The sequence below is a fragment of the Lentibacillus sp. CBA3610 genome (genome assembly GCF_013373365.1).
In the GTDB taxonomy this organism is placed as follows: Bacteria; Bacillota; Bacilli; order Bacillales; family Amphibacillaceae; genus Lentibacillus.
Window position 1 is genome coordinate 1147187 of the sequence record NZ_CP035925.1, and the last position, 24796, is coordinate 1171982.

The 24796-nt window shown below is 41.1% G+C and carries 27 protein-coding genes; all 27 read right to left on the minus strand.

Annotation, left to right across the window (positions count from 1 at the left end):
* Positions 1 to 1798: 1798 nt before the first annotated feature.
* The 27 genes from Len3610_RS05810 to der all read right to left on the minus strand — a co-directional run bounded on the left by Len3610_RS05810 (position 1799) and on the right by der (position 24718).
* The gene (locus tag Len3610_RS05810) at positions 1799 to 2476 is read right to left on the minus strand and encodes a zinc metallopeptidase (RefSeq protein WP_176447119.1); all 678 of its coding nucleotides are present in this window, start codon (positions 2474 to 2476) and stop codon (positions 1799 to 1801) included.
* Positions 2477 to 2543: 67 nt separating this feature from the next.
* Complete coding sequence (locus Len3610_RS05815; RefSeq protein ID WP_176447120.1) at positions 2544 to 2798, minus strand: sporulation protein YpjB; 255 nt, start codon at positions 2796 to 2798, stop codon at positions 2544 to 2546.
* Between the two features lie 63 nt (positions 2799 to 2861).
* Positions 2862 to 3440 carry a lipoprotein heptaprenylglyceryl N-acetyltransferase LhaT gene (locus Len3610_RS05820; protein ID WP_176447121.1) on the minus strand — a complete coding sequence of 193 codons (579 nt, stop codon included), beginning with the start codon at positions 3438 to 3440 and terminating at the stop codon, positions 2862 to 2864.
* 81 nt (positions 3441 to 3521) lie between these two features.
* Complete coding sequence (locus tag Len3610_RS05825; RefSeq protein WP_176447122.1) at positions 3522 to 4304, minus strand: menaquinol-cytochrome c reductase cytochrome b/c subunit; 783 nt, start codon at positions 4302 to 4304, stop codon at positions 3522 to 3524.
* Between the two features lie 18 nt (positions 4305 to 4322).
* Positions 4323 to 4997, minus strand: a complete 675-nt coding sequence (gene qcrB, locus Len3610_RS05830; RefSeq protein WP_176447123.1) for a menaquinol-cytochrome c reductase cytochrome b subunit — start codon at positions 4995 to 4997, stop codon at positions 4323 to 4325.
* 6 nt (positions 4998 to 5003) lie between these two features.
* Positions 5004 to 5519, minus strand: a complete 516-nt coding sequence (locus tag Len3610_RS05835) for a QcrA and Rieske domain-containing protein (RefSeq protein ID WP_176447124.1) — start codon at positions 5517 to 5519, stop codon at positions 5004 to 5006.
* A gap of 191 nt (positions 5520 to 5710) precedes the next feature.
* Positions 5711 to 6175 carry a YpiF family protein gene (locus Len3610_RS05840; protein WP_176447125.1) on the minus strand — a complete coding sequence of 155 codons (465 nt, stop codon included), beginning with the start codon at positions 6173 to 6175 and terminating at the stop codon, positions 5711 to 5713.
* A 94-nt stretch (positions 6176 to 6269) separates the two neighbouring features.
* On the minus strand, positions 6270 to 6842 hold the full coding sequence (locus Len3610_RS05845) for a ReoY family proteolytic degradation factor (protein WP_176447126.1): 573 nt from the start codon (positions 6840 to 6842) through the stop codon (positions 6270 to 6272).
* A 38-nt stretch (positions 6843 to 6880) separates the two neighbouring features.
* Positions 6881 to 8146: a tetratricopeptide repeat protein gene (locus Len3610_RS05850; protein ID WP_176447127.1), complete on the minus strand. Its 1266-nt coding sequence runs from the start codon at positions 8144 to 8146 to the stop codon at positions 6881 to 6883.
* Between the two features lie 694 nt (positions 8147 to 8840).
* Positions 8841 to 10133 carry a 3-phosphoshikimate 1-carboxyvinyltransferase gene (gene aroA, locus Len3610_RS05855; protein WP_176447128.1) on the minus strand — a complete coding sequence of 431 codons (1293 nt, stop codon included), beginning with the start codon at positions 10131 to 10133 and terminating at the stop codon, positions 8841 to 8843.
* A gap of 23 nt (positions 10134 to 10156) precedes the next feature.
* Complete coding sequence (locus tag Len3610_RS05860) at positions 10157 to 11257, minus strand: prephenate dehydrogenase (protein ID WP_176447129.1); 1101 nt, start codon at positions 11255 to 11257, stop codon at positions 10157 to 10159.
* On the minus strand, positions 11254 to 12360 hold the full coding sequence (gene hisC / locus Len3610_RS05865; protein WP_176447130.1) for a histidinol-phosphate transaminase: 1107 nt from the start codon (positions 12358 to 12360) through the stop codon (positions 11254 to 11256). The genes Len3610_RS05860 and hisC overlap by 4 nt, the downstream gene beginning before the upstream one ends.
* A 14-nt stretch (positions 12361 to 12374) precedes the next feature.
* Positions 12375 to 13454 carry a 3-dehydroquinate synthase gene (aroB, locus tag Len3610_RS05870; protein ID WP_176447131.1) on the minus strand — a complete coding sequence of 360 codons (1080 nt, stop codon included), beginning with the start codon at positions 13452 to 13454 and terminating at the stop codon, positions 12375 to 12377.
* On the minus strand, positions 13454 to 14626 hold the full coding sequence (gene aroC, locus Len3610_RS05875; RefSeq protein WP_176447132.1) for a chorismate synthase: 1173 nt from the start codon (positions 14624 to 14626) through the stop codon (positions 13454 to 13456). Before aroC ends, aroB begins: the two co-directional genes overlap by 1 nt.
* Before the next feature lie 231 nt (positions 14627 to 14857).
* Positions 14858 to 14992: a hypothetical protein gene (locus tag Len3610_RS05880; protein WP_303700123.1), complete on the minus strand. Its 135-nt coding sequence runs from the start codon at positions 14990 to 14992 to the stop codon at positions 14858 to 14860.
* A 63-nt stretch (positions 14993 to 15055) separates the two neighbouring features.
* Positions 15056 to 15502 carry a nucleoside-diphosphate kinase gene (gene ndk / locus Len3610_RS05885; protein WP_176447133.1) on the minus strand — a complete coding sequence of 149 codons (447 nt, stop codon included), beginning with the start codon at positions 15500 to 15502 and terminating at the stop codon, positions 15056 to 15058.
* Between the two features lie 77 nt (positions 15503 to 15579).
* A complete protein-coding gene (gene hepT, locus Len3610_RS05890; RefSeq protein WP_176447134.1) occupies positions 15580 to 16551 on the minus strand; it encodes a heptaprenyl diphosphate synthase component II in 972 nt (323 codons plus the stop codon).
* Between the two features lie 18 nt (positions 16552 to 16569).
* Positions 16570 to 17277 (minus strand): demethylmenaquinone methyltransferase, encoded by a 708-nt coding sequence (gene menG / locus Len3610_RS05895; RefSeq protein WP_176447135.1) that lies wholly within the window; start codon positions 17275 to 17277, stop codon positions 16570 to 16572.
* 3 nt (positions 17278 to 17280) lie between these two features.
* Positions 17281 to 18078 carry a heptaprenyl diphosphate synthase component 1 gene (locus Len3610_RS05900; protein WP_176447136.1) on the minus strand — a complete coding sequence of 266 codons (798 nt, stop codon included), beginning with the start codon at positions 18076 to 18078 and terminating at the stop codon, positions 17281 to 17283.
* A 118-nt stretch (positions 18079 to 18196) separates the two neighbouring features.
* Positions 18197 to 18403 carry a trp RNA-binding attenuation protein MtrB gene (gene mtrB / locus Len3610_RS05905; protein ID WP_176447137.1) on the minus strand — a complete coding sequence of 69 codons (207 nt, stop codon included), beginning with the start codon at positions 18401 to 18403 and terminating at the stop codon, positions 18197 to 18199.
* 124 nt (positions 18404 to 18527) lie between these two features.
* On the minus strand, positions 18528 to 18800 hold the full coding sequence (locus Len3610_RS05910) for an HU family DNA-binding protein (protein ID WP_176447138.1): 273 nt from the start codon (positions 18798 to 18800) through the stop codon (positions 18528 to 18530).
* A 330-nt stretch (positions 18801 to 19130) separates the two neighbouring features.
* Positions 19131 to 20609: a stage IV sporulation protein A gene (spoIVA, locus tag Len3610_RS05915; RefSeq protein ID WP_176447139.1), complete on the minus strand. Its 1479-nt coding sequence runs from the start codon at positions 20607 to 20609 to the stop codon at positions 19131 to 19133.
* 190 nt (positions 20610 to 20799) lie between these two features.
* Positions 20800 to 21528 carry a hypothetical protein gene (locus tag Len3610_RS05920; protein WP_176449567.1) on the minus strand — a complete coding sequence of 243 codons (729 nt, stop codon included), beginning with the start codon at positions 21526 to 21528 and terminating at the stop codon, positions 20800 to 20802.
* A gap of 14 nt (positions 21529 to 21542) precedes the next feature.
* Complete coding sequence (locus Len3610_RS05925; protein ID WP_176447140.1) at positions 21543 to 21740, minus strand: DUF2768 domain-containing protein; 198 nt, start codon at positions 21738 to 21740, stop codon at positions 21543 to 21545.
* Positions 21741 to 22017: 277 nt separating this feature from the next.
* Complete coding sequence (locus tag Len3610_RS05930; protein ID WP_176447141.1) at positions 22018 to 22278, minus strand: stage VI sporulation protein F; 261 nt, start codon at positions 22276 to 22278, stop codon at positions 22018 to 22020.
* A gap of 60 nt (positions 22279 to 22338) precedes the next feature.
* A complete protein-coding gene (locus Len3610_RS05935; RefSeq protein ID WP_176447142.1) occupies positions 22339 to 23376 on the minus strand; it encodes an NAD(P)H-dependent glycerol-3-phosphate dehydrogenase in 1038 nt (345 codons plus the stop codon).
* Between the two features lie 31 nt (positions 23377 to 23407).
* On the minus strand, positions 23408 to 24718 hold the full coding sequence (der, locus tag Len3610_RS05940) for a ribosome biogenesis GTPase Der (RefSeq protein ID WP_176447143.1): 1311 nt from the start codon (positions 24716 to 24718) through the stop codon (positions 23408 to 23410).
* Between the last annotated feature and the right edge of the window lie 78 nt (positions 24719 to 24796).

A 24796-nucleotide genomic window follows, 5' to 3' on the forward strand; every position in this document is an offset into this window, starting at 1 on the left:
TTTTCTTTCTTATTAAAATTGGGGTGATCTGTTTTCATAAAATATTCGCCTTTTAGTATTTATATTTAATCTTTTTTTGTTTAGCTAAAAAAGGTAACGTTTTCAAATCATTGGGGCTTTTGACTTTTACATGTGAATTGTTCTATAATGGAAACGTATCTATTTGGACGATGGAATGGAGGTTTTATGATATATTCGGCTTAAAATTTAAGAACATCTTTCTTTTATTTTGGCTTGGTTCTGCAATTTTTCATTTGGGTATTGTTCATTTATATGCAAAATACCTCGGGGTGAAGGCGGATTTACTGGGATCACCTCTTTTTTATATTTTTTATTGGGAATTGGGGATTCCTGCTATTTCGAAATTATCGTGTTAATTCCTGTCTTTTTCATTTGGATGGAAATATCTCGGACGCAACACATTCATTTATACGGTTATTGGGGACCTTTGGGTTTCTTTTTATTTTCTGGCCATTTTCAATTCAAATCCATTTTCCGGTTGAGGCTGGATCGATATGACCCGCCAGCACTGTTTGCCCGGTGCGTTATCGGCGTCGCCTGGGTTTATTTTTTTCGTTATGGCGGCACAACCAAGTGGTTGGTTGATATCATCGCAAGGGCTCGTTAAACAAAATACGCAGGTGGACTTATGGGGCAGAACAATGTTTTCTTTTTGACTTTTGTTGTCATAGCAACACCTTTTGCTGCCTATCTTGAAATGGTGCAGGGTATGTATACGCTGTAGCCGTTTATATTGGCGCAAGGGGATGACCATCCAGGAAGTGCATATTCTGCACGCGTGCGCCATCATTTCAGCCATAGTGACCATTTCCCGCGCCATTATGAAGAAATGGGACCTGGTGTAAACAGTATGGATGGACGTGGAGTTATACCGGGAAAAACGGGATGTCCTTTACTGCATTGTCGGGAGGAATGAAATTGTCCGGCTGGAAATATTAATAAAATGACATTGACCCCATGGCGTTTGTTGCCATGAGTTCGGTTCACGAGTGTCTTGGGCGAAGGATTCACATTGGATGAAAACAAGAATCCAATCGAATAATTCAGTGGGGTGATTTCTCCGCTGATGTTCGGTTAGGCCGAATCGGACAATGTGTTGCAGTTGCATGCTGTTTCAATCGGGACTTACAATACCCCTCTGTTCTAAATTACAAATCGAAATTCCGGCATGTAAAAAAGGGGCATGATTTTAAAAAAATTTTTTAAATCCTGCCCCTTTTTCTTTAATAGTTTTCGATTGTAGTAATGAGAAGGGCTGAAAAATTTATGTGGTTTCACAAGGATTGTTGTTTTTGCCGCAAAATCCAAAAATGATGCAACTTAGTTCCCCCTCTGTCTATAGGAGGTGAGTGCTAGTTCCTCGCTGCGGAAAAATACTCCCTTTCCGCGGGGAACGCTTCAGTCTCCTCGCTCGCCGGGCCAACACGATGTTGGTCACGGGAGGCGTTGGCTATTGACGTGGCGTTCTTAGCCTTTGTTCCTTAGCGCTCGCTGCGGGGTCTTCAGACTGTTCCTTTCCCGCAGGAGTGTCGCATTTTTCCGCAGCTCAGTGTCCTGTCCTATCCTAGTGAGAAAAAGCCCACTAGATACTTTATTTTGAGTTTCAACATTCAAAATGCAGAACGAACGTCAATAAAAGCGGAGCGTATTCGTATTTCCGGAGCGGTCATTGCACTCAACTTTTTCATTGTGTCGTATTTTGTATCGACCACGAGATTAAAGGCAACAAAAAAGGATGACACAATTGCATGCCATCCCTTTAAATACATTATATCCCTTATTCACTGCTTGCGGCATAAATCAGAATAAACCGAACCAGTTCAGCAACAGCTACCAACGCAGCTGCAACGTAAGTTAAGGCGGCAGCATTCAGCACTTTTTTCGTTTCACGTTCTTCATTATTGCGGATAACACCTGTTGAAACCATCTGGGCCATTGCCCTGTTTGAGGCATCAAATTCAACAGGCAGTGTCACTAACTGGAATAAAACAGCTGCCGAAAAGAAAATAATGCCAAGTAACAGCAGCCCCTGACTAAAGATCATACCAGCAATTATCAGGAATATTGCCATATTCGACCCTGTTGCAGCTATGGGAGCCAGTGAGGACCTGAAACGCAAGAATGCATAATCCTCTGCATCCTGAATGGCATGACCTACCTCGTGTGCCGCAATAGCTGATGATGCCATTGACTGGCCGTGGAAGTTGCCTGACGAAAGATTTACGGTTTTCTTTTTTGGATTATAATGGTCTGATAAAAACCCTTTCGTTTCCTGAACTTGTACATCATAAATACCATTATCATTAAGAATCTTTCTTGCAACGTCAGCACCTGTCATACTGGATGATGTTGGTTTTTTGGAATATTTCTTATACGTATTTTTAACTTTGGATTGTGCCCACAAAGGGATAATCATCAAAAGTGCAATATAAATTAAATAACCGCCAAGACCCATGTACATTCCTCCATCTATTTTTAATATATTCCCTTATGGTCAATTTTAGTCAAAAATTCTCTGAACGTCAATTATTTGAATCGTCCTCTGACCGTTTCTTTTTTTCTCCTCTATATTTTCTCCAGCTTACATACGATAATGTAATCGCTATTGAGCCACCAACAATTCCCACCATCCAATAGAAGGGAACCATGTTTACATTCGCATTGGTTTTTGCTGCAACTGTTAAATTCTGCTGTGCTGAGGCGAGGATTGGAGCTGATAGTTGTATATATATGTACATTCCGATGATGGCAATCAGCATACGCTTTATGAATTTCATGGGGTCACCTCACATAACATCTTCATTACTAATGTATGTGCGGCTAATACAATATATAACTGATCACGTCAGCGAATTTTTGGATTTAATGGTTAACATATAAGCTATCGCTATGGATAGAATACTCAGCCAAAAGGTAAAATAGCCAATTTCATTCATATAAGCTGTTAATGAGGAATAATTAGGCATTTGCTCAAATACATAATCAATTATATCATTGTGCAGCACCCAAATGGCAGCGACCACAATATGCCGTAATTTTATAGCATAAAAAGGTGTATACAGCAAGCCTTGAATCGCCATTGCCCCATGAGACAGCATGAGCATATAACCTGTCCAGCCCAATGAACCTTCAATCATTAATGTGAGTAAATTCATGACAACTGCCCAAGCGCCGTATTTGAATAACGTAATCATGGCAAGTGCTTCAATATATGGAACATTTTTATTGAACAGAAAAAATAATAAAACAATCGTAAAAAATAAACTTGCCGTTGGACTGTCAGGAACAAACAGCAGGAATATATCCGGCGTACCGGATAACTGATGACGGTACCAGTAAAAACCGTAAATGGTGCCTAATAAATTAATCATAAACAGTAAACGTAAAAACCATTTATCCAGAAGTATGTATTTGATCATTAATAAATCCCTTCTTGAAGTATCCAGTAGTAAAAACACCTTTACCAATTATAATTGGCAAAGGTGTATAGGTAAACATTATCATTCGGATTGGTCTTCGTTCACAGATACAATGAAGTCAGCTAACTGCTGTAATTCCTCATCTGACCCTGTGAACTGATCAGTCGGCATAGTACCGATACCATTCACGGCGATGTCTGCAATTTCCTCAGCAGAACGATCAATACCGGTTAACGGCGGACCAGCAGACCCCCCTGAAAGATCATCACCATGACAACTCATACAGTTATTCTCATATATGGCGTAACCCTCGGATTCCGTATCGATATCGGCTTGTTCGGACGGCGGGATTGGCTGATTGGCTTCAGCACGCTCTTCATAATCTACGCCTGCTGCCGATTCATAGGTCAGCCAAAAGACCGATGTAACTGCCAAAAGCATCATACCGACTGCAATCGGTCGCTGATGCGGACGTCTGCCCGGGCCTTTATCCAGAAAAGGTGCTAAAAACAGTCCACCGAATGCCACTCCGGGGATAACGAGCATACCTAATAAAACATACGGTCCACTGGCAAAGTCATATTTCAGCAGTTCATATAAGAATAAGAAGTACCAGTCCGGCAAAGGTATATAACTGGCATCAGTCGGATCGGCCATCCCTTCAAGCGGAGAAGGATGTGCTAAAGTCAGACAAAGAAACCCTACTAAAAACACAGACCCTGCCAGCCATTCTTTTAATAAGAAATTGGGCCAGAATGCTTCAGTCCTGCCGGGATATTCTGAGTAATCTTTTGATTTATTCGGTTTGCGTTCCGCGGAGATTCGCGAATCTCCGACGAACTTCATTCCCTTACCCTTATGCACGGCTTAACCTCCTTTATATTATAATGGTCCGGATATTCCTTGTTTTCGAATTAATATGAAGTGTACACCCAATAAAGCAAATAACGCAGCAGGCAAGAAGAAAACGTGTATTGCAAAGAACCTGGTTAATGTCTGGGCACCAACAATTTCCTCATCACCGGCCAGCAACGTTTTCAGCTCGTCTCCAATTAGTGGAACATCCGCTGCAATGTTCAATCCGACTTCTGTTGCAAAGTATGCTTTATTGTCCCAAGGCAGCAGATAGCCTGTGAAACCTAAGCCCAGGACGACGAAAAACAACAGGACACCGACCATCCAGTTAAGTTCACGTGGCTTTTTGTATGCACCCTGAAAGAATACACGTAAAGTATGTAGCAGTAGCATTACAACCACAACACTGGCGCCCCAGTGATGCATGCCGCGCACAATTTGACCATGTGCCACTTCAGTTTGCAAATAATAAACAGAACGCCATGCATTTTCAATATCTGGAACGTAGTACATCGTCAAAAACATACCTGACAGTATTTGAATGACGACTACGAAAAAAGTCAATCCGCCAAAACAGTAAACAAATGCGGAAAAGTGATGGGCTGGATTAACATGCTCAGGAACCTCGTGGTCTGCAAGATCGCGCCATAAAGGGGTAATATCTACGCGCTCATCAATCCAGTCATAAATTTTTTGCAGCATTACCAGTTACGCCTCCTCTCTCGATTGTGAATTACCCAGGAATAACATTCCGTTTTCAATTTTGTGCTCATAAACGGGCAATGGTGCTGTAGGTGGTGTTCCTTCAACGTTCACACCGTCTTTATAATACAGCCCGTCATGGCAAGGACAATAGAAGCGTTCCGGATGGTCTTCGCTTCCTTCCCATGACACAACACAACCAAGATGTGTGCAAATTGGGGAAAGGGCAACTATATCACCATTGTCGTCTTTGTAAACCCATGCAGTTTGACTGACAGTTGATTCATACCAGCCATCAACTTGTTCAATTTCCCAATCCACTCGCTGAGGCACATTTGTAATATCCTCCTCCGCAAGCTGAACATTGGTAAAGTCACTTTCACCTTCGCCCTGTTGCAATACAGGATCAATAGCCATTCTTAAAGGTGAAATCATTATGCCCGCTGCCATAAATCCTCCTACACCTGTAAGTGTATAATTCAAAAATTGTCGACGGGATACTGGTTGTTTATCTTCGCTCATGATTTTCCCCCCCTCTATACATTTTTCACGGACAAGCTTATAAAATCAGATTACTAGGACAATACCATAATAGCGCAATCTTCCTGACGGGTCAATATAAATCCTTTGCACTTCATGGGTCTTCTGCAGTTGTCCACTCTAAAGAAGTATATCAAAATTTACAGCTGAATTCGATTAAAAAGTGTTTTTAATTAACCTTTCCAATAGGAGCGTATAAGTTCAGTGACTTCCTTGACCTGACTGCGGATAACTGACTGTATATCTGATGCTTTCATTGATTCTGTGGCTGTCGCCGGCAGCCAGATTAAGCTTCCCTGTAATGATTGTTCGACCTTTTTCCAGCCGGAATCAGATGTCACGAAAAAGACATGATGAAAAGGCTGTGTCTGTATATCTTCAACCCATGTATGAACCCGTTCCATCTCAGCTTCTTTATCAGCTGATGTTAAATAGTGAAAATTTGGTGCCAACAGGACACGGCCAGTTAGCTCTTTTTCCAATTCACGGTTGAATACAGAGAGAATTTCGCTTTGAAAAGCATCCTTTTCAAGGTTTGAATCATTCGATAATTGAAAAGGCAATAAAGGTATAATAATCGTATCGACATACTCTTTTGCCTGGACATATTGCTGCAAATCCTGTTTAATCCATTTCATAGTATACTACCAGCCCTTCTATCTATTCTTCATACTGAGAAAAATTTCAAATCAAGTTTCATGTTATCCCAATAACATAAAAAAAATCAACCTTTTATATCTGTCCGAAAGGTTGATCGAATGTCATATTATTCAATTTACGAAGGTGATCAGTCAATTCAGTAAAGGCTTGCTGATCCCGTTTGTCCAGAGCTTCGTCTATTTTTTTCAGGATTGCTTGCTGCTGATAGTCGTAAATGGTTTTTTCCAACAGACGTTTTGCTAAATCCTGATCTTCCCCGGTTATAAAATAATCATCAGGAATGAATGGATTCTCAACGAGCACTGCTGCATAGAAAATACTCTGGTAAGACTTATTGAAATTTAATTGAATGTACAATGGCTCATGCTGATTCATGCGGATATCATGAAAAGCTTTTTCGGCATCAGTCGTTACCAGTTGTTTTTTATAAAAACGGAACGGTACTGCATCCGAACACTGACTGCTCATGATTAACCCGCGGGGGCAAAATTTTGCCTCCCGGACGAAATGTACATTATCCAAAAGTTTTTGATGATTGACGATATAATTGAGGATCCACACACTTTCCCGCTTTTTCAGCTGATAGTGGTTCAGGAACCATTGAATAAAGCTTTTTTTGTCCTTTGCAGAAACAGGAGTTTGCATTTTTATGACGAACCTCCCCTGGAAATAGTCCACGCGCGCTATATTTCTCTTGTATGTTTCAAACGCTGCACATATTCCTCAATATCCGGATCAATCGGCTGTATCTTCAAATACGCTTCAAATATTTGAATGGCTGTATCGATCCTCCCTTCCTCTGTCAGAAAATAACCGTATTCTCTCAGGAAATCACTATCCTGGTTTAAGCTATTATATGCTTCCTGATAGTGCTTTAATGCATTTTGATACGATTCTGTTTCATTGTACGCGCGTGCAAGCTCCCATTCATAAAGCGGATCACTGGCCCCCATCTTTTTAATATCAGTAATCAATTCAATAATACTGTCCTGATTTTCCTGTTCTTTAAATAATTCAATTAAAAATAGTATGGCTTCTTTATAGTCAGGATCCAGTGTCACAGCTTCTCTTACCCATTTTTCACTTTCATCATCGTTCCCTGATTGGTGTGCCAGGGAACCTGCAAAAAAGTAAAGTTCTTTATTAAATTCATCGACTTTAAGACCCTGCTTAGCCGTTTCATATGCCTCGTTAATCATTTCTTCATCTTCATATGCCTTCGCTAATTGATAATAAGCCGTATGGTAATACATATCCTGCTCAATGACATGTTTCCATGCATGGATGGCAATATCCCGTCGTCCGGCATGCAGTGCTGTGAAACCGTACTTAAACAAAGTGTCCGGATCCTCACTGTCGATGCTCTGGTAAGTTTGAAGAGCGATTTCATATTCGCCGGAAGCTGCATAAGCTTCTGCCAATCGGTCGTTAATCGATACATTCGCGATTTCTTTTGTAACAGGGAGTATTTTCTCGTAGTACGTGATAGCCTGCTGGTAGTCTCCATTTGAAAACAGCAGCTCTCCAAGTGCAAAATCAATAATTGGTTCGTTAGGCTCGTGATGCTTGGCACTCAGTAACTTTTGTTCTGCTACCTCAAATAACCCCTGTGCCTGGTACAGATCTGCCAACTGCATAAGTGCCTGTACATAGTCAGGGTCATCTTCTCCAATTTCGTTCAATAAGTTTATGGCTTCCTCATCATTATCCTGTTCAATATATACATCCGACAGCATAATTTTTATTTCACTCTCGTTTGGGAAACGATTGATTAATTCCTCTAAGATATCAGTTGCCTCTCTTAAAAACCCCCATTGAACAAACAACTCGGCTATGGTGAATTTTTCCTCATCATCCGCTTTTGGCAAGTAATCTTCAAGTAATGCAATGGCCTTATCGGACTGTTTGGCTTCCATCAGATGAACAGCTTCCATTATGGTGGTGTCCATGAAGAACATCCTTTCTCACTTTCGACTTTTCTAATAGGATTTTTCGTAAACTTTGATGATTTTAATTCCGGGGTCGATATAAAAGCGAAACACTGAAATATTTGAGTGTAATGACACCGCTCCGGAAATACACTTGGTGCTCGTCGTGTTGCAAGAGAATTCGGCGGAGCAGCACTCCTCGCAACTCGTAGCCTACTCGGTGGATGTTTTGCTCGTCGCTGCGGGGTCTCACATTGGCCACTTTTCCCGCAGGAGTCTCCGTGTATTTCCTCCGCTCGTGTTGACTTTCTGTAGATTGAATCTTCTCCACTAGGACAGAACACGACACGAAGCTGCGGAAAAATGCGAGACTCCTGCGGGAAAGGAACAGTCTGATGACCCCGCAGCGAGCGTTCAAGGAACAAAGGCTAAATTCGCCACGTCAATAGCCAACGCCTCCCGCGACCAACATCGTGTTGGCCCGCGAGCGAGGAGGCTGAGGCGTTCCCCGCGGAAAGGGAGTATTTTTCCGCAGCGACGGACGAGCACCCAATGCCGATAGAATTGGAGAAACACATTCCAAAAGTTGTTTCGCAGTTTAGTGATTTTGTGGCAGAAACAATAATCATTAAGAAAACAGCCTTCTAATATGTTTCATCATACAGAAAACAATTTTCATATTCAAACAGAAAAGAATCTGCTCGAAAACAGATTCTTATTGGCTCGTTACAGTCTGTAAATGCTGAAAAAAATCAGGGTATGAAATGTTAATGGATGAAACGTCATCAATCATGACGGCATCTTTTGTTATTAGAGATGAAATTGCAAGCATCATGGCAATCCGGTGATCATTGTACGCTTTTGTTTTTCCGCCCGTCAATGAATAACCACCTTCGATTACCATTCCGTTTTCAGTAGGTTTGACATATGCCCCAAGGCGAGTCAAGCCTTCTGTTGTTGCTTTAATGCGGTCTGTTTCTTTCACCCGAAGTTCTTCGGCATCCCGGATAATCGTCGTTCCCTCTGCCTGGGTTGCTGCCAGGGCGATAATCGGAAGTTCATCAATCAAACGTGGAACGATTTCACCTTCTATGACAGTACCTGTAAGTTTTTGATGTGTAATCGTAACATCACCGAACGCTTCTCCACCAATTATTTGCTGATTCGAAATATCAAACGATGCCCCCATTTCTCTCAGGACATCGATAATGCCCGACCGGCTATGGTTAAGCCCTACGTTTGTCAATGTCAGCTTACTCCCCGGCACGATTGCTGCAGCTGTCATGAAAAATGCTGCTGACGAAATATCACCGGGGACATATACATCGGTGGCAATCAAGGACTTTTCATTTGAAATGCGGATATGACCATTTGATGCAGATATATCAGCACCAAATGCCCGCAGCATATTTTCGGAATGATCCCTGGTAGGTGAGGCTTCCACGACTTCAGTAGCCCCTTCCGCAAATAACCCGCCAAGTAAAACGGCTGACTTAACCTGCGCACTTTTAATCGGCAATGTATAGTGAATGCCCTTGAGATTACCGCCTCGTACTGCCAGTGGCAAATAGCTTCCCCCTGAACGGCCATCGAATTGGCCCCCCATTTTTTCAAGGGGCTTGACAACCCGATTCATAGGCCGCGATGCCAAAGAAGCATCACCATATACAGAAGTGAAAAATGGCAATCCAGCCAGTATGCCCGGCATGAGCCTTGCAGTCGTTCCTGAATTTCCGAAATAAAGCGGTTCAATTGGTTCGTGAAAGTTACCAGGTCCATTACTTTCGATTGTCAGCGATGTATTATTTTGCTGAATGGACACTCCAAACTGCCTGAATGCATCCACTGTTCGATTGCAATCCTCACCGGTTAAAAAATTAGTAATATGTGTCGTCCCTTTGGCCAGAGCTCCCAACATCACTGCCCGGTGTGAAATGGATTTATCCCCCGGTACCTGCAAATTACCGGTCAGCGGGGATGATGAAGGCTTCAACGTTACACCATTCAATGGACATCACTTCCTTCACTCTTTTAATCTTCAAGCATTAATTCATAATTATGACGTTTTAATATGTGATAACTTTTCAATTGCTCATCTTTCGTTGAAACACTTAATCTTAATACACCTGTAATGCCTTCGCGTATCTCCAATATTCGTATGTTCGTAATACTGACTTCTTCCTCAGCCAGCAGATTGGCTACGGAAGCTATGGCACCGGTCTGGTCACGAATATCCACATACAAATCATAAAACGCTGGTATCGCGCCTTTTTCTTTTGTGCCCAAGCCGTCCCGGTAATCTTTTGCCTGCTTCAAATAAGCTGTCAAATCCGACTTATGATCTTTTTGAAGCATTTGTTTTAAGACGGCCATTTCATCTGTCCAGTCATCAATCATCTTCATCATCTTGTGCTTATTGTGATAAAAAATATCCTGCCATAGCTGCGGATTACTGGATGCTATACGGGTCACATCACGAAAACCGCCGGCTGCAAGTTTAGGAATGAACGTGTGTGTGTCTTCCCATTTCCTTGCCTGCTGGACTAAGGCAGAAGCAATCAGATGAGGAAAATGTGAAATAACCCCCGTCATCTCATCATGTTCATTTGCTTTCAGTTTAATAATATGACTTTTGGTCACCTTCAGCATATCTTCAAGCGTATCAACTGCTGATGCCTCACAGACCGGAGATGGCGATAGCACGTAAATGGCATTCTCAAACAGATGTGATTTCGCTGCTGTTATCCCTATTTTATGGGATCCTGCCATCGGATGACCGCCAATAAACTGTATACGATCATTGTTTATTGTATTAGCCAGATCATGAATCGGCTTTTTGACTGACGATACATCAGAAACAATGACATCATGATCAAACGTGATTTGTTCCAATTGTTTCAAATAATCAAGGGTTTCGGTTATCGGTGTTCCTAACAAAATAATATCTGCTTTTTGGGCTGCTTCTATTATATCCGTACAGGACTCATTGATAATGTCATTCATTCGAGCGAAATCCAGTGATTTTTGATTCGTATCAAAGCCAATGATGTGGTTTTCCTCGGACTCGCGTAAACTCTTTGCCAAGGAGCCGCCTATCAAGCCCAGTCCGATCATTAAAATTGTTCTTTTCACGATTCTGTTCCCTCATTTATTTTCAAGTGTAACTGATATAGTACTTTCTGCAGCTCCTCCATATCTGTTTCATTCCCGATTGTCACTCGAATTGTTTCAGGTGCACCAAGCCCTTCACCAGGACGCACAATGAACCCATTTTCCAGCAAATATTGAAAAGCGTCTTGACCGCTGATTGGTGTCGAAACGAGCAGAAAATTCGTTTGAGAATCAAAGTAATGCCAGCCAAGCGAATCAAGAAATGCCTTAAATGATTGTTTTACTATGTTATTCCGTGAGATTGATTCCCGAATAAATGCATCATCATTCAATGCGACCATCGCAGCGTTTTGAGCAATCGACGATGTATTAAATGGGCCTCTGACAACATCCAATCGCGTTATAAGTTCATTGTCCGCAATACCATAACCTATTCTCAAACCGGCCAATCCATATGCTTTTGAAAATGTCCGCAGCACAACAAGATTTTTATAGTGTTGCATATTTTCTAAAATATTCGGGTGCAATTGATCATCAACGTATTCGAAATAGGCTTCATCCAAAACAACAAGAACATCGTCCGGACATTTTTCCATAAACGTATAAAAATCATCACGTGGAATCAGACACCCTGTTGGGTTATTCGGGGAGCAAAGCCAGACAACGTTTGTTTTATCATCAATTGCCTCCAGCATGCCCGGGAGATCATGATAGCCATTAACTGTCGGCACTTCTTTTACATCAGCCCCCTCAACAAGTGCATTGTGTTTATACTGCGGAAATGTGGGGGTTGCCACGACTGTATTGACGCCGGGATATAAAAACGCACGTCCAATCAATTGCACAATCTCATCTGTCCCATTTCCAAATATAAGCTGGTTTTCATATACATTTAATTTCTTTGCCAGAACATTTCTTAATTCCGCCGTGTAGCCATCCGGGTATATATTAAGTGTCATATTATGATTGGAAAAGCAGTCCTCCACTTCCCTGGAATAGCCGAATGGATTTTCATTTGAAGCCAGCTTAACAATGCGATTTAAGCCATATTCTTTTTTGACCTCTTTTGTTTGTTTTCCGGGTTGATAAGGTGTCATGTCTTTTAATATATGTTTACTTTTCATTACGTCCTGCCCCCCTATTTGTTTCGTTGTTTCAGTTCCCTGAGAAAATCATACACTTTATTCAGTAAGTCTTCGTCGCTTATTTCCATAAGTGCTGGCTGGGCTATATCTTGTAAAAGCACTAACTGAATTGTACTGTCTAGTGTTTTTTTATCCTTTTTCATTTTCAAAAGAATCTCCTCGGGATCAATGTCAGGTAATTGTAATGGATAACCGTTATCCTTTAACCAGGTATATAATTGTTCAAAAGGAAGATTAATGGCATACATTTTTTCACTTACTCTGACTGCAAATAATAATCCGATTGCTACCAGTTCCCCGTGAGTCCATGAGCCATACCCCAGAATGGACTCCAGGGCATGCCCTAACGTATGGCCAAGGTTAAGGTGTTTTCTTATTCCTGATTCATGTTCATCAATCTCCACAATTCCGGCTTTGATTTTGATTCCCCTGGTTAAATGATTTGTGAGATTCTGACCCGTTAATGACGACAGGTCCATCATGATTAATGATTCGTACAAGCTTTTATCTGCCAGCAAAGCTTCTTTCAGCAACTCAGCATAACCGGACCTGACTTCTTTGTTATGCAATGTATGAAGTGTTTGAACGTCATAGATAACTGCAACCGGCGCGTAAAAATTGCCGATCATATTTTTTCCATGTTCATGGTTGATCGCTACTTTCCCGCCAACACTGCTGTCATGGGCAAGGATTGTCGTCGGCATTTGAATGAAATCAACCCCGCGCATGAAGGTGGCAGCCACAAACCCTGCAACGTCGCCAACAACACCGCCGCCAAGCGCAATGATAAGTGATTGTCTGTCAAGGCCAAATTCAATAGCTTTGGAATGCAGCTGATAAAAGATTTCAATATTTTTGGCTTTTTCCCCTGCCGGAATCGTGTGGGAAAAAACAGTTTCCTCTGACAGACTTTCCTTAACATCCTGTAAATAATGGGCAGCCACTGCGTCATCCGAAATAATTAAAATGGAAGCGTAATGTTTTGGTAAATATTGCTTCACGTGATGCCGCAAGTCTTCCCCTATATAAACGGGGTAGGTATGTGCTTCAGCCTTCACCTTTATCTCGTTCATTAAAAACACCTTATTTCTTCACGGTAGTCATCGATGGCTTGCTTAAGCTTTGGAAACTGATCACTTGGAAATTGTTCGGTTATCGCCTTGGCCACTTCAAAAGCTACAACGTGTTCCATCACCACTGACGCAGCGGGTACAGCACATGAATCTGAACGTTCAATGCTTGCATTGAACGGTTCTTTTGTTTCGATATCGACACTTTTAAGCGGTTTGTATAGGGTTGGGATAGGTTTCATAACACCTTTGACGACAATTGGCATACCAGTTGACATGCCGCCTTCAAACCCGCCAAGGCGATTGGTTTCCCGGTAGTAGCCATCCTTTTCGCTCCAGGCAATCTCATCGTGGACCTCACTGCCGTTTTTACGTGCCGCTTCAAATCCAAGTCCAAACTCGACGCCTTTAAAGGCATTGATACTGACGACACTGCCTGCTATTCTGCTGTCAAGCTTCCGGTCATACTGGACATACGAGCCAACACCGGCAGGGACGCCTTCCACATAAACTTCTGCTACACCACCGATTGAATCACCATCTTTTTTTGCCTGATCAATCGTATCCATCATGTCCTGTTCAACAGCTTTATCCAATGTACGGACCGGTGATTCCTCAGATATCTGCTGCCGTTCGTCCATTGTGAAAGTTGGCTGATCTTTTGCAACAACTCCGCCTATTTCTTTGACATACCCGGATACTTCAATCCCCAAATGTCGCAGCAGCGTTTTGGCAACTGCTCCAGCGGCCACACGGGCAGCTGTTTCTCTTGCTGATGAACGTTCAAGGACATTTCGCATATCGCGGTGACCATATTTTAAAGCCCCGTTTAAATCAGCATGACCCGGTCTCGGCCGTGAGACAATCCGTCTTAATTTCCTGTCCGCGCCTTCTTCAATCGGGTCCTCTCCCATAATGTTCACCCAATGCTTGAAATCATCATTATGTATAACCAATGAAATAGGTGATCCTAATGTGTAACCATGCCTTACACCGCTGGCAATTTCAGCCATATCTTTTTCAATTTGCATCCGTTTACCCCGGCCATGACCTTTCTGCCTGCGACGCAATGACTGATTAATATCATCCTGTATTAGTGGCATGTTGGCTGGAACACCTTCAATGATTGTTGTTAATTGCTTGCCGTGTGATTCTCCCGCTGTTAAATAACGCATGGGTCATCTCCTCCTTCATATCAAGTGAATCTATAATCAGCAGAGAGGGTATAGCCAGTCAGTGCTGAATAATTTTGTATAACTATATCATAAATTATAGATTTTTTGTTGGACATTAAGAAAGTTTTAAACATTCAAGGATTAAAGTTTAAGAAAAAATGACAGCATTAAGGTGCAGCAAGTTGCTTCGGATAAAAGAAAATACGTTTGCTGTCAGTCACAAACGTATCGTTAATCAATGGCCTTTTGATAAAAAAATGTGTCCATTAAAGTAAGCTGATATTGTTCAGGGCTGAATGTTTGTTCTGTACTCGCCACAAACAATACACCGTTTTGTTTTAATGGACCTATTTGATAAAGTTTCACGTGATTCCTCTATTCTATATTTACAAAAACCTCCGCCGAAACGGAGGTTTTCATTACAAATAACTAGTAAATCCACTCGCTATCCTGTTTTGTATAAGCCAATACCTCATGATCACTGAAAAACAAATTAATTTCTTTTTCTGCACTTTCAGGTGAATCAGAACCATGAATAATGTTTTTGCCCACTGTCATGCCAAAGTCACCACGGATAGTTCCAGGTGCAGCTTCAAGAGGGTTTGTTTTACCCATCATGTCACGTGCAGTTGCAATAACATTTTCACCTTCCCAGACCATAGCTAAAACAGGTCCGGATGTGATGAATTCAACCAGTTCCCCGAAAAATGGTTTATCTTGATGCTCGCCATAGTGTGTCTTAGCCAATTCATCGGAAATTTGCATTAACTTAGCGCCAACCAGTTTAAAACCTTTACGCTCAAACCGGTTTACAATTTCTCCTGTTAAATTACGTTGAACCCCGTCAGGTTTAACCATCAAAAATGTTTGTTCCATTTCAGCACCTCTTTTATATGTATTGATATAAGTAACCGTTAAAATTTTAACAAACTTTAAGTGGTATCACAAACAATCTATGATCGCCTTTTCCCGATATACCTTGCAATACTTTGCAGTGTGTTTTTTGCCTTATGGTTCGGTAAGTCATCTAATTCCTTTAATGCTTTTTGCAGGTATTGATCACTAACCTGGTATGATTGCTGAATAGCATCTGTTTCTTTTAATTTGACGAGTAATGGATTCAAATCATTCGCAGTTACGTTTTGCGGTTCGTAAAAAGTGTCTTTTAACATTTCGTAAAACGTCTTATTTTTCATTGCATACAACACCGGCAGTGTCACATTTCCCTGCAGAAGATCAGTGCCGGCAGGTTTGCCCAATTCAGCTTCGGATGACGTGAAATCAAGAATATCATCGATTATCTGATAAGACATTCCAATGTAATACCCATACCTGAACAGCTTTTTGGAATATGCAGACGGTGCCCCTGAAGCAATCGCCCCGAGTTTACAACTTGTTGCTATTAATAAAGCAGTTTTTCGTTTAATTCGCCGCAAGTAATGACGCAGATTCTGATTCCAGTTATATTTATCCCTGATTTGCTCAATTTCCCCTGCCGAGAGCTGGACCATGGTTTTTGAAAGCGCATGATGTGCTGCTGGTTCTTTAATCGTTGTGATATTCTCAATTGCCCGTGCCAGAATAAAATCTCCCGTATACATTGCAACACGATTTCCGTATAAATGCTTGATTGTCGGTTTGCCACGACGTAATTCCGCATCATCTATCACGTCATCATGGACCAGTGAAGCCATATGTATTAACTCCAGTGATACAGCAACCGTTTTTATCCGCTCAATATCAAAATTTCCAAATTGCCCGCTTAACAAAACAAAAACAGGGCGGATCCGTTTTCCCCCTGCCTGCAGCAATTTTGTGGAAGATTCACGCAAAATATCATGATCGGCTTGAATGGCATCCGTTAAAGCATGTTCAATTAATTCCAGTTCTTTTTTTAAATGCCCGTATGTTTTCGTTAATTTCATGCATGTCACCTTTTATCGTCATTCTTTTGTACCCATGTGCATTGCGGCAACACCACCAGTATATTGCTTAATGCTAACGTGTGAAAAACCCGCTGAATGAAACATTTGCTTCAATTTTTGTTTGTCGGGAAAATCTTTTGCCGATTCTTGTAACCAGGAATATTCTTCATAACTTTTAGCAACCATTTTTCCCAATAAGGGCATGATAAAGCGGAAATACAGATAGTATACTTGCCGAAATCCGATCATCGTCGGTTGTGACGTCTCAAGACAAACCACTTTACCCTCAGGTTTGACAACACGATACATCTCCTTTAGTACCGTCATATAGTCGGGAACATTACGCAGGCCGAAACCTATTGTCACATAGTCAAATGAATTATCAGCAAACGGGAGTTCCATTGCATTCCCCTGGATAAAGGATAGCTGATCATATTGTAAGGATTGGTTTTTTTCCTCAGCAACCGATAACATATTATGACTGAAATCAAGACCAATCACTTCTCCGGTACTGCCGGCAGCTTCAGCAAGCGAAATTGACCAATCTCCGGTACCACAACATACGTCAAGCGCTTTTGAACCTGTTTCTACATTCATACGCTTCATGACATCCTTCCGCCAGGATTTATGACGTTTGAATGAAATAATGGAATTCATGGAATCGTACTGGCTGTATATTTTTTCAAAAACACGATGGACGCGTTCTTCTTTTGTCTGCTGCTGCATATATTACCCTTCTTCCGCTATAGAACTATTGACTGACGACGATATTCCTGAAGTATCTTTAATATACGCTGTTATGGCTGACAGGTGTGCCGGAAAATACCTCAGCCGCTCCTCAATCATGATAGTTTCCTGGCGGACGAATGAGTCGATGGTATTTGAAGCAGTAGTATAGTCATTTAAAGGAATTTGTTCAGACCAGGAGCTAAAGACGTTATCAAGTCCGGTATGGTTCTTGCGGTTTTGGGCTGGTGTTAATTTTCGCATCATTAACCATTCTGCTGCAATCCCGCTAATGGCCGTTTCACCGACAAATTCTGCAATCCGGGTAATCAGTAATGATTCAAGCTTTTTAATTATAGATAAAAACGTATCAATTGAATCGAAATCTTTATAATTTAATTCCATTTTTAATTCATTGATATCCGTGATCGCTGTTGCAAGAACCCGGGTCAACTTCACTTCTTCTATTTCCGATAGGAGAAAATAATATAATCCGCTATAGTAATCCCCGGCAAGTACAGATAACTGTTTTGACTTTTCCTCATGATTGGTTAATGCAGCATCATTTGAATTCGGCACTAAATCATGTGTGTCCAGCGCCATTTGAACAAGCATGGCCGTAACAATGCAGTTTTTCTTTGTACATTCGGATAAAGTTGTATTATTCAGGATTGAAGTCAATATATATAATTTATCCTCATCCAATTGAGGGGTTTGTACGTATTGTTCGATATAGGTATGATCCATTTTTTCTTTGATTAACACTTTAAGATGACTTATCTCCATACTGGATGTCTGCAAAACAACCACCTGTACCCTTTCATCATTCCATAAATCATATTGTTATTATAGCATATTATGTGAGTGTTCCATAATTAAAAATAAGTAAGGTGTATGAAAATAAGCATGAGGCTGATTGTTATTCGTTATTAACTTCACCGTGACTGGTTTGAATAATTGCCTTTCCCCTTATCTTGACAGCGGAGGTATGTTCGGTGAATTGAGCAATCATCACTTCATTTTCATCCAATTTTTCGGAATGATGAAACCGGGTGTCTGATCCCCTTGTCAATCCAATAACATTGACTCCATTCTCTAAAGCTTTTATGACAAAAAAATCTTCCATAGCAAACACTCCCGCATGCATAAAATTCAATTCCTTTTTGAATGACATTCAAAAAGGAATTTTCATAAAGTGAAAAAAGAGCACGTAATCACGTGCCCTTTCCTGAGCCCTATGTAAGAAAATCTTATTTAACACTTTCTTTAAGGGCCTTTCCTGGTTTAAATGCAGGAACTTTACTTGCAGGAATTTTAATTTCTTCCCCTGTTTGCGGATTACGTCCTTTACGTTCAGAACGCTCACGTACTTCAAAGTTCCCGAAGCCGATCAGCTGTACTTTTTCACCATTTTTAAGTGAATCCATGACAGATTCAAAAACTGCATCAACTGCTTTTGTAGCATCTTTTTTGGAAAGGTCGCTTTTTTCTGCAACAGCATTAACCAAGTCTGTTTTATTCATGACATTCACCTCCTCCCGGAAAGTTTCAATCGACATTGGAACAAATTGTAAATATATCACCATTTGTTCCCAAATTGCCTTTTTTTATACTTAAGCCATCAAAATCAATGATGACATGGCTTATATTAACCGAGTTTGGAACAAAATTCAACAATAAATGCCTAATTTATCAGGTTTTATTTCATTTTTGGCTATAATTTCCCGTGATTTTAAAAAAATAACGAAATACCATCACTTGCTTATGTTTAACATATACGACATACATAAGCGAATTCCTGCCTGGGACTGTTAAAAAATTTGGCACAAAAAAATAGCAACTATGTATAGCTGCTATAAAATAATGGCTATTAACCCGCCGGATCCCTCGTTGATGATCCTCTCCAGTGTATCTTTTAATTTGTATCTGGCATTTTCCGGCATGAGTGAAATTTTTGCCTGAATGCCTTCCCTGACGATTGAACTCAGTGATCTGCCGAAGATGTCTGATTCCCAGATGGATAACGGATCCTCCTCAAAATCCTGCATCAGGTACCTTACTAATTCCTCACTTTGTTTTTCGGTGCCGATAATTGGGGCAAATTCCGATTCAACTTCCACTTTTACCATATGAATTGATGGCGCAATCGCTTTTAGGCGGACACCGAATCTGGAGCCCTGACGAATAATTTCCGGTTCGTCCAATTCCATATCTTCCAAAGTTGGTGCTGCAATGCCATAACCGGTCTGCTTCACCATTTGCAGAGCACCTGCCACTTGGTCATACTCCCGTTTGGCGTGAGCAAAATCCTGCATAAGTTCAAGTAAATGATCTTTTCCACGTATCTCCTCACCGACTATTTCTTTCAGCACTTCATCATACAAATGGTCTGGCGCATGCAAATCAATTTCTGCTACACCATCTCCCATTTCCATACCAGCTAAATTGGCACTGTCAATATAATCATATTCCGAGAAATCGCCTATAATATGATCAACATCACGCAGCCGCCTGATATTTTTGACAGTTGATTGAATCGCTTCCTGATAACTTCTCTGCAGCCAGTGGTCTTCGTTAAGCACCATCACCCAACTCGGCAGGTTGACATTCACTTCCAGTACCGGGAATTCGTATAAGGCTTCGCGCATGACATTATAAACATCATGTTCGGTCATCGTTTCCACATTCATTGCCAGTACCGGAATGTCATATTTTTCGGTTAGATCCTGGCGTAACAATTCGGTTTCCTCACTCGTCGGCTGTGCCGAATTGACGACCATAATAAAAGGCTTCCCAACTTCTTTCATTTCTTCCACTATTTTTTCTTCCGGTTCCTGATAATCCGTACGTGTAATTTCTCCAAATGTTCCGTCGGTCGTAACAATAACACCGATTGTTGAATGTTCTTGGATAACTTTTCGTGTTCCGATCTCAGCTGCGTCATGGAATGGTATAGGGTCCTCATACCATGGTGTGTTAATCATTCTGGGACCATTTTCATCCTCAAATCCTTTAGCACCTTCTACAGCATACCCAACACAATCAACCAGACGAACGTTTACGTCAAGACCTTCATCAACGTGAACCGATACTGCCTGATTCGGAATGAACTTTGGCTCGGTTGTCATAATTGTTTTTCCGCCGGCACTTTGCGGCAATTCATCATGGGCTCTGCCACGTTCACTTTCATCTGCAATATTCGGCAGAACACCAAGTTCCATGAAATGTTTAATGAACGTTGATTTACCGGTCCGGACAGCACCTACAATACCAAGATAAATATCTCCATTCGTCCGCTTCGAAATATCTTTGAAAATATCAACTCTCTCCAAACGATCCCCTCCCGATCTCCTTTTCCAAAAATCATAAACAATCTGCGAAATATTGACATTACAAGTCTATGATGTTGTCCTATCAAAATATGACTTAATTAGGCCTAAAAGAATCAAAAAAGATCCGTCATTTTTCCAATAATAAATCCCCTGCAACACAATATATGTCACAAGGGATTGATTATGCTTATTAATTTTCCATTGAACTGAAAACGGGTTCACCGTCCTGAATAGTATATGGCAGGGAATAGGCCGGTGCGAATGGTGTGTTTTCAGCTAATAGATATCGGATGTCCTGACCTTCTTCCAAATCATGTTCATATTCTTCCAGTGCTCTTGTTAAATCAATTCGATAGTCGACATAAAGGTTACCTTCTGTGTCCATCACAATCGGCAGGTTTTCCTGTGAGTAGGGACTGACCACATATGGCCGGGATTCAAGTCCCAGTTCTTCATGATCCACCAGGAAAACCCCATCAGCAATTTCCTCGCCAAATGGAGGATAAAGGTTCTCGTTCCGATAAATATTAAGCTTTACAGCTACTTCCCTGATAGCATCTGAAATACGTAAATCAATCACCTTCACACTCGGGTCATCCTCCGGGTTTATAATTGTATATTGATATATACCACCATTCTGGTAAGCAGTTCCCGGAATTTCAGTCATGATATTCTGTTCTTTGAGCAGCTGGAAGTCAACTAAATACTTTTGAAAGATAGGTGTATCACTGGATTTTGTCCTGATTGGCAGGAGACCATTCGTTTGTTTCTGATATTGATCGACTGCTGTTTGCACTTCTTCAACCTGGTGTTCATTCGGCTCCTGATTTTCTGATCGTTCACTATCCGGATAGAGACACCCGCTTAGCAGGCTTATCATCAATAATAAACTAAAGAGCCGGATATATGTATTTTTCATCACCCCTGAGCCTCCTATGCGGTTGGACCGCTAAAAACAATATATAGAATGATAAATGCGCCAACCAGCAATGAAATATATGCAAACAAGGTCACAATTGCCGATAATAAACCTTTTAATTTATATCTGCTGAGCAATATGAGCCCCATCGCCACAATCAATAAGCCCATACCAACGAATGAAATCCACATGTTCATCATACTTTCCGACATTTCATCCACTCCCATTTAAAACATGCACACCGTATTATAACATATCACATGCTGCATGGACACGCCAGAAAAATTAAGGCTTTCACCAAGTTTATAAGTGAAAGCCTTAGTTTTTATTATCAAGTCTATATTAACATGTTAAAAATCCGGAATGAAGGGGGCTGGCTTCATCCCGGCACGACTAAATAATACCCACAGCAACTCCATCCATGAATGCTTGTGCGATTTATATTATGCGAGCATACGGATCAATGTATCCTCACTTGCCCAGTTAAACCTATTTTTTAAACATTTTATTCAATGTCTGCATATCCATGGGCATGTTATTTTTCGTTATTGATTCTACAATTTTATCTTCTTTTTCTTTGGGAATCGGTTTATTTGCTAACTTTGATAATCGCTGTACCAGATCTCTCACTGTTTTTTCATCAGAAAAATCAGCTTGCTTGACAGAATCTGCCACCTTATGAATGTCATTTGGACTAATATCTGAATTCTGCTGAACTTTATCAAAAAGATTGTCTTGAAAATTGCTCACATGCTCGCCTCCTTGCATATTCATTTCAAGACATTATATGCAGGGGCGCGCGATTAAGTGTTATTGCGGATAATTGGCACTTAATAAGCTCGAAATATCATCCATTTCCTCACGTTTATTCCGATTCATTAACTGTTCAACAACATCTCCGGGCTTTTTATCATTAACAAGAATCTGATATAAACCTTCTGTAATCGGCATTTCAATCTGCTGTTCCTGCGCAAACTGGTAAGCAGCTTTTGTTGTCCTGACACCTTCAACGACCATCCCCATTTGCTCCAGCACCGCATCAAGTTTCTGGCCTTTCCCCAGCATGTTACCGGCACGCCAATTCCGGCTGTGGGGGCTTGTACATGTGACAATCAGATCACCGACACCAGGCAATCCCAAAAAGGTTAAAGGGCTGGCACCAAGTGACGCACCCAAGCGGGTTATTTCCGCCAACCCCCTCGTAATAAGGGCAGCTTTTGCGTTGTCGCCATATCCTAAACCATCGGATATTCCGGCCCCAAGTGCAATAATATTTTTTAATGCACCACCCAATTCAATCCCTACCATATCAGTGCTTGTGTAGACCCGGAATGATTCATTAATGAACAAATCCTGTGCGAATTCAACGTTATGATTGTTTAATGAAGAAACAGTCACCGTGGTTGGCTGCCGCTTGCCGACTTCTTCGGCGTGACTTGGTCCGGACAACACGACAATGTCTTCATAATCATAATCGTACATTTCCTCACTGATTACTTGAGAGACCCGTTTCAATGATTCCGGTTCGATACCTTTCGTCGCATGGATAATGACTGCCTTGTGTGTTAATGTTTTATTCAACGCCATGCAAACTTCACGGATTGCTTTTGTTGGTACAACCATAATAATGGCAGTAACATTATCAATTGCTTTTTCCAAATTATTGAATGCTTTGACCTGTTCAGGGATATTGGCATCCAGATATTTTTCATTTCTGAATGCCGTGTTAATTTCTTCTGCCTGTTCCTTGCGGTGTGTCCACAATCGAACGTCGTGTCCATTATCACCAAGAACAATGCTTAAAGCTGTTCCCCAACTTCCGGCCCCTAATACCGCTACTTTACTCAAGGATAGTCCTCCTTATTAAGGTTAATCATAATTATTGCCGTTTTCGTGCAAATATATTAATTGGTGTTCCTGCAAAACCGAATGCATCCCTGATCCGGTTTTCCAAAAATCGCCGATACGAAAAATGCATTAAATCAGGGTCATTAACAAATACAACAAAACTTGGCGGCTTGACAGCAACCTGAGTTGTATAGAGCACTTTCAGCCGTTTACCTTTAATCGTTGGCGTTGGATTCATTGCCAGCGCATCCATGATCACATCATTCAACACATTTGTTGGTACACGTTTCGTATGATTCTCGCTGGCTGTCTTAACCGCAGGAATTAACGTATGTAGTCGTTTCTTTGTTTTAGCGGACAAGAAAACAATCGGTGCATAATCCAAATATTGAAATTGGGCCCGCACCTTTTGCTCAAATTCTTTCATCGCTTTTTCATGTGATTCGACTGTATCCCATTTGTTTACGACGATGATGATACCGCGGCCTGCTTCATGTGCGTAACCGGCAATTTTTTTATCCTGTTCTCTTATACCTGTTTCAGCATCAATCAGAACCAAAACCACATCTGACCGTTCGATTGCCTTTAATGCACGCAGCACACTATATTTTTCAGTTGCTTCATAAACTTTCCCGCGTCTGCGCATACCGGCCGTATCAATAATGACAAAATCCTGATTATCCTTATGCAGGTGAGTATCAATCGCTTCTCTCGTCGTGCCTTCCTGTTCACTTACAATAACGCGTTCTTCATTCAATAACGTATTGACAAGTGATGACTTTCCTACATTGGGTCTTCCGATTAAACTGAAGTAGATGGTATCCTCATCAGGCTCATCATCATACATTTCCGGGAAATACCCGACAACGGAATCCAATAAATCACCAAGCCCCAGACCATGTGAACCGGAAATTGGATATGGTTCGCCAAATCCCAAAGCATAATATTCATAAATGTCTTCCCGCATTTCGGGATTATCCATTTTATTCACGGCAACAACAACCGGTTTATTTGATTTGTATAAGATTTTAGCTACCTCTTCATCAGCGGCTGTGATACCTTCACGTCCATTCAGTAAAAATATGATGACATCCGATTCATCGATTGCTATTTCCGCCTGATTACGCATTTGAACGAGTAATGGTTCATCACTCACTTCAATACCGCCTGTATCGATGACATTAAATGTTGTTGTCAGCCATTCCGCTTCCGCATAAACCCGGTCACGTGTAACACCTGGTGTGTCTTCTACAATTGAAATCCGTTCCCCGACAAGTCGGTTGAAAATGGTTGACTTTCCAACATTAGGTCTTCCTACAATTGCTACGACCGATTTTCTCATGAAAGGAACATCCTTTCTTTTTCTCTTGATTATTATCCTGATTATTATTTGCAACAATGCTTTAAGCTTTTACTAATT

Excerpts from the sequence above, each read along its gene's own strand:
- aroC (WP_176447132.1), bottom strand. The coding sequence starts at position 14,626 with ATGCGTTATTTAACAGCGGGAGAATCACACGGCAAGCAATTAACAACA.
- Len3610_RS05920 (WP_176449567.1), bottom strand. The coding sequence starts at position 21,528 with ATGAAAAATACATATATCCGGCTCTTTAGTTTATTATTGATGATAAGC.
- Len3610_RS05840 (WP_176447125.1), bottom strand. The coding sequence starts at position 6,175 with ATGAAATGGATTAAACAGGATTTGCAGCAATATGTCCAGGCAAAAGAG.
- Len3610_RS05910 (WP_176447138.1), bottom strand. The coding sequence starts at position 18,800 with ATGAATAAAACAGACTTGGTTAATGCTGTTGCAGAAAAAAGCGACCTT.
- Len3610_RS05810 (WP_176447119.1), bottom strand. The coding sequence starts at position 2,476 with ATGGGTCTTGGCGGTTATTTAATTTATATTGCACTTTTGATGATTATC.
- Len3610_RS05815 (WP_176447120.1), bottom strand. The coding sequence starts at position 2,798 with ATGAAATTCATAAAGCGTATGCTGATTGCCATCATCGGAATGTACATA.
- aroB (WP_176447131.1), bottom strand. The coding sequence starts at position 13,454 with ATGAACGAGATAAAGGTGAAGGCTGAAGCACATACCTACCCCGTTTAT.
- menG (WP_176447135.1), bottom strand. The coding sequence starts at position 17,277 with ATGCAGCAGCAGACAAAAGAAGAACGCGTCCATCGTGTTTTTGAAAAA.
- hisC (WP_176447130.1), bottom strand. The coding sequence starts at position 12,360 with ATGAAAAGTAAACATATATTAAAAGACATGACACCTTATCAACCCGGA.
- ndk (WP_176447133.1), bottom strand. The coding sequence starts at position 15,502 with ATGGAACAAACATTTTTGATGGTTAAACCTGACGGGGTTCAACGTAAT.
- Len3610_RS05850 (WP_176447127.1), bottom strand. The coding sequence starts at position 8,146 with ATGGACACCACCATAATGGAAGCTGTTCATCTGATGGAAGCCAAACAG.
- hepT (WP_176447134.1), bottom strand. The coding sequence starts at position 16,551 with ATGAAATTAACGAAAACATACGGGCATTTAAAAAAAGAACTGGAATTA.
- Len3610_RS05835 (WP_176447124.1), bottom strand. The coding sequence starts at position 5,519 with ATGAGCGAAGATAAACAACCAGTATCCCGTCGACAATTTTTGAATTAT.
- mtrB (WP_176447137.1), bottom strand. The coding sequence starts at position 18,403 with ATGGAAGATTTTTTTGTCATAAAAGCTTTAGAGAATGGAGTCAATGTT.
- Len3610_RS05925 (WP_176447140.1), bottom strand. The coding sequence starts at position 21,740 with ATGTCGGAAAGTATGATGAACATGTGGATTTCATTCGTTGGTATGGGC.
- qcrB (WP_176447123.1), bottom strand. The coding sequence starts at position 4,997 with ATGCTGCAAAAAATTTATGACTGGATTGATGAGCGCGTAGATATTACC.
- Len3610_RS05820 (WP_176447121.1), bottom strand. The coding sequence starts at position 3,440 with ATGATCAAATACATACTTCTGGATAAATGGTTTTTACGTTTACTGTTT.
- Len3610_RS05845 (WP_176447126.1), bottom strand. The coding sequence starts at position 6,842 with ATGCAAACTCCTGTTTCTGCAAAGGACAAAAAAAGCTTTATTCAATGG.
- der (WP_176447143.1), bottom strand. The coding sequence starts at position 24,718 with ATGAGAAAATCGGTCGTAGCAATTGTAGGAAGACCTAATGTTGGAAAG.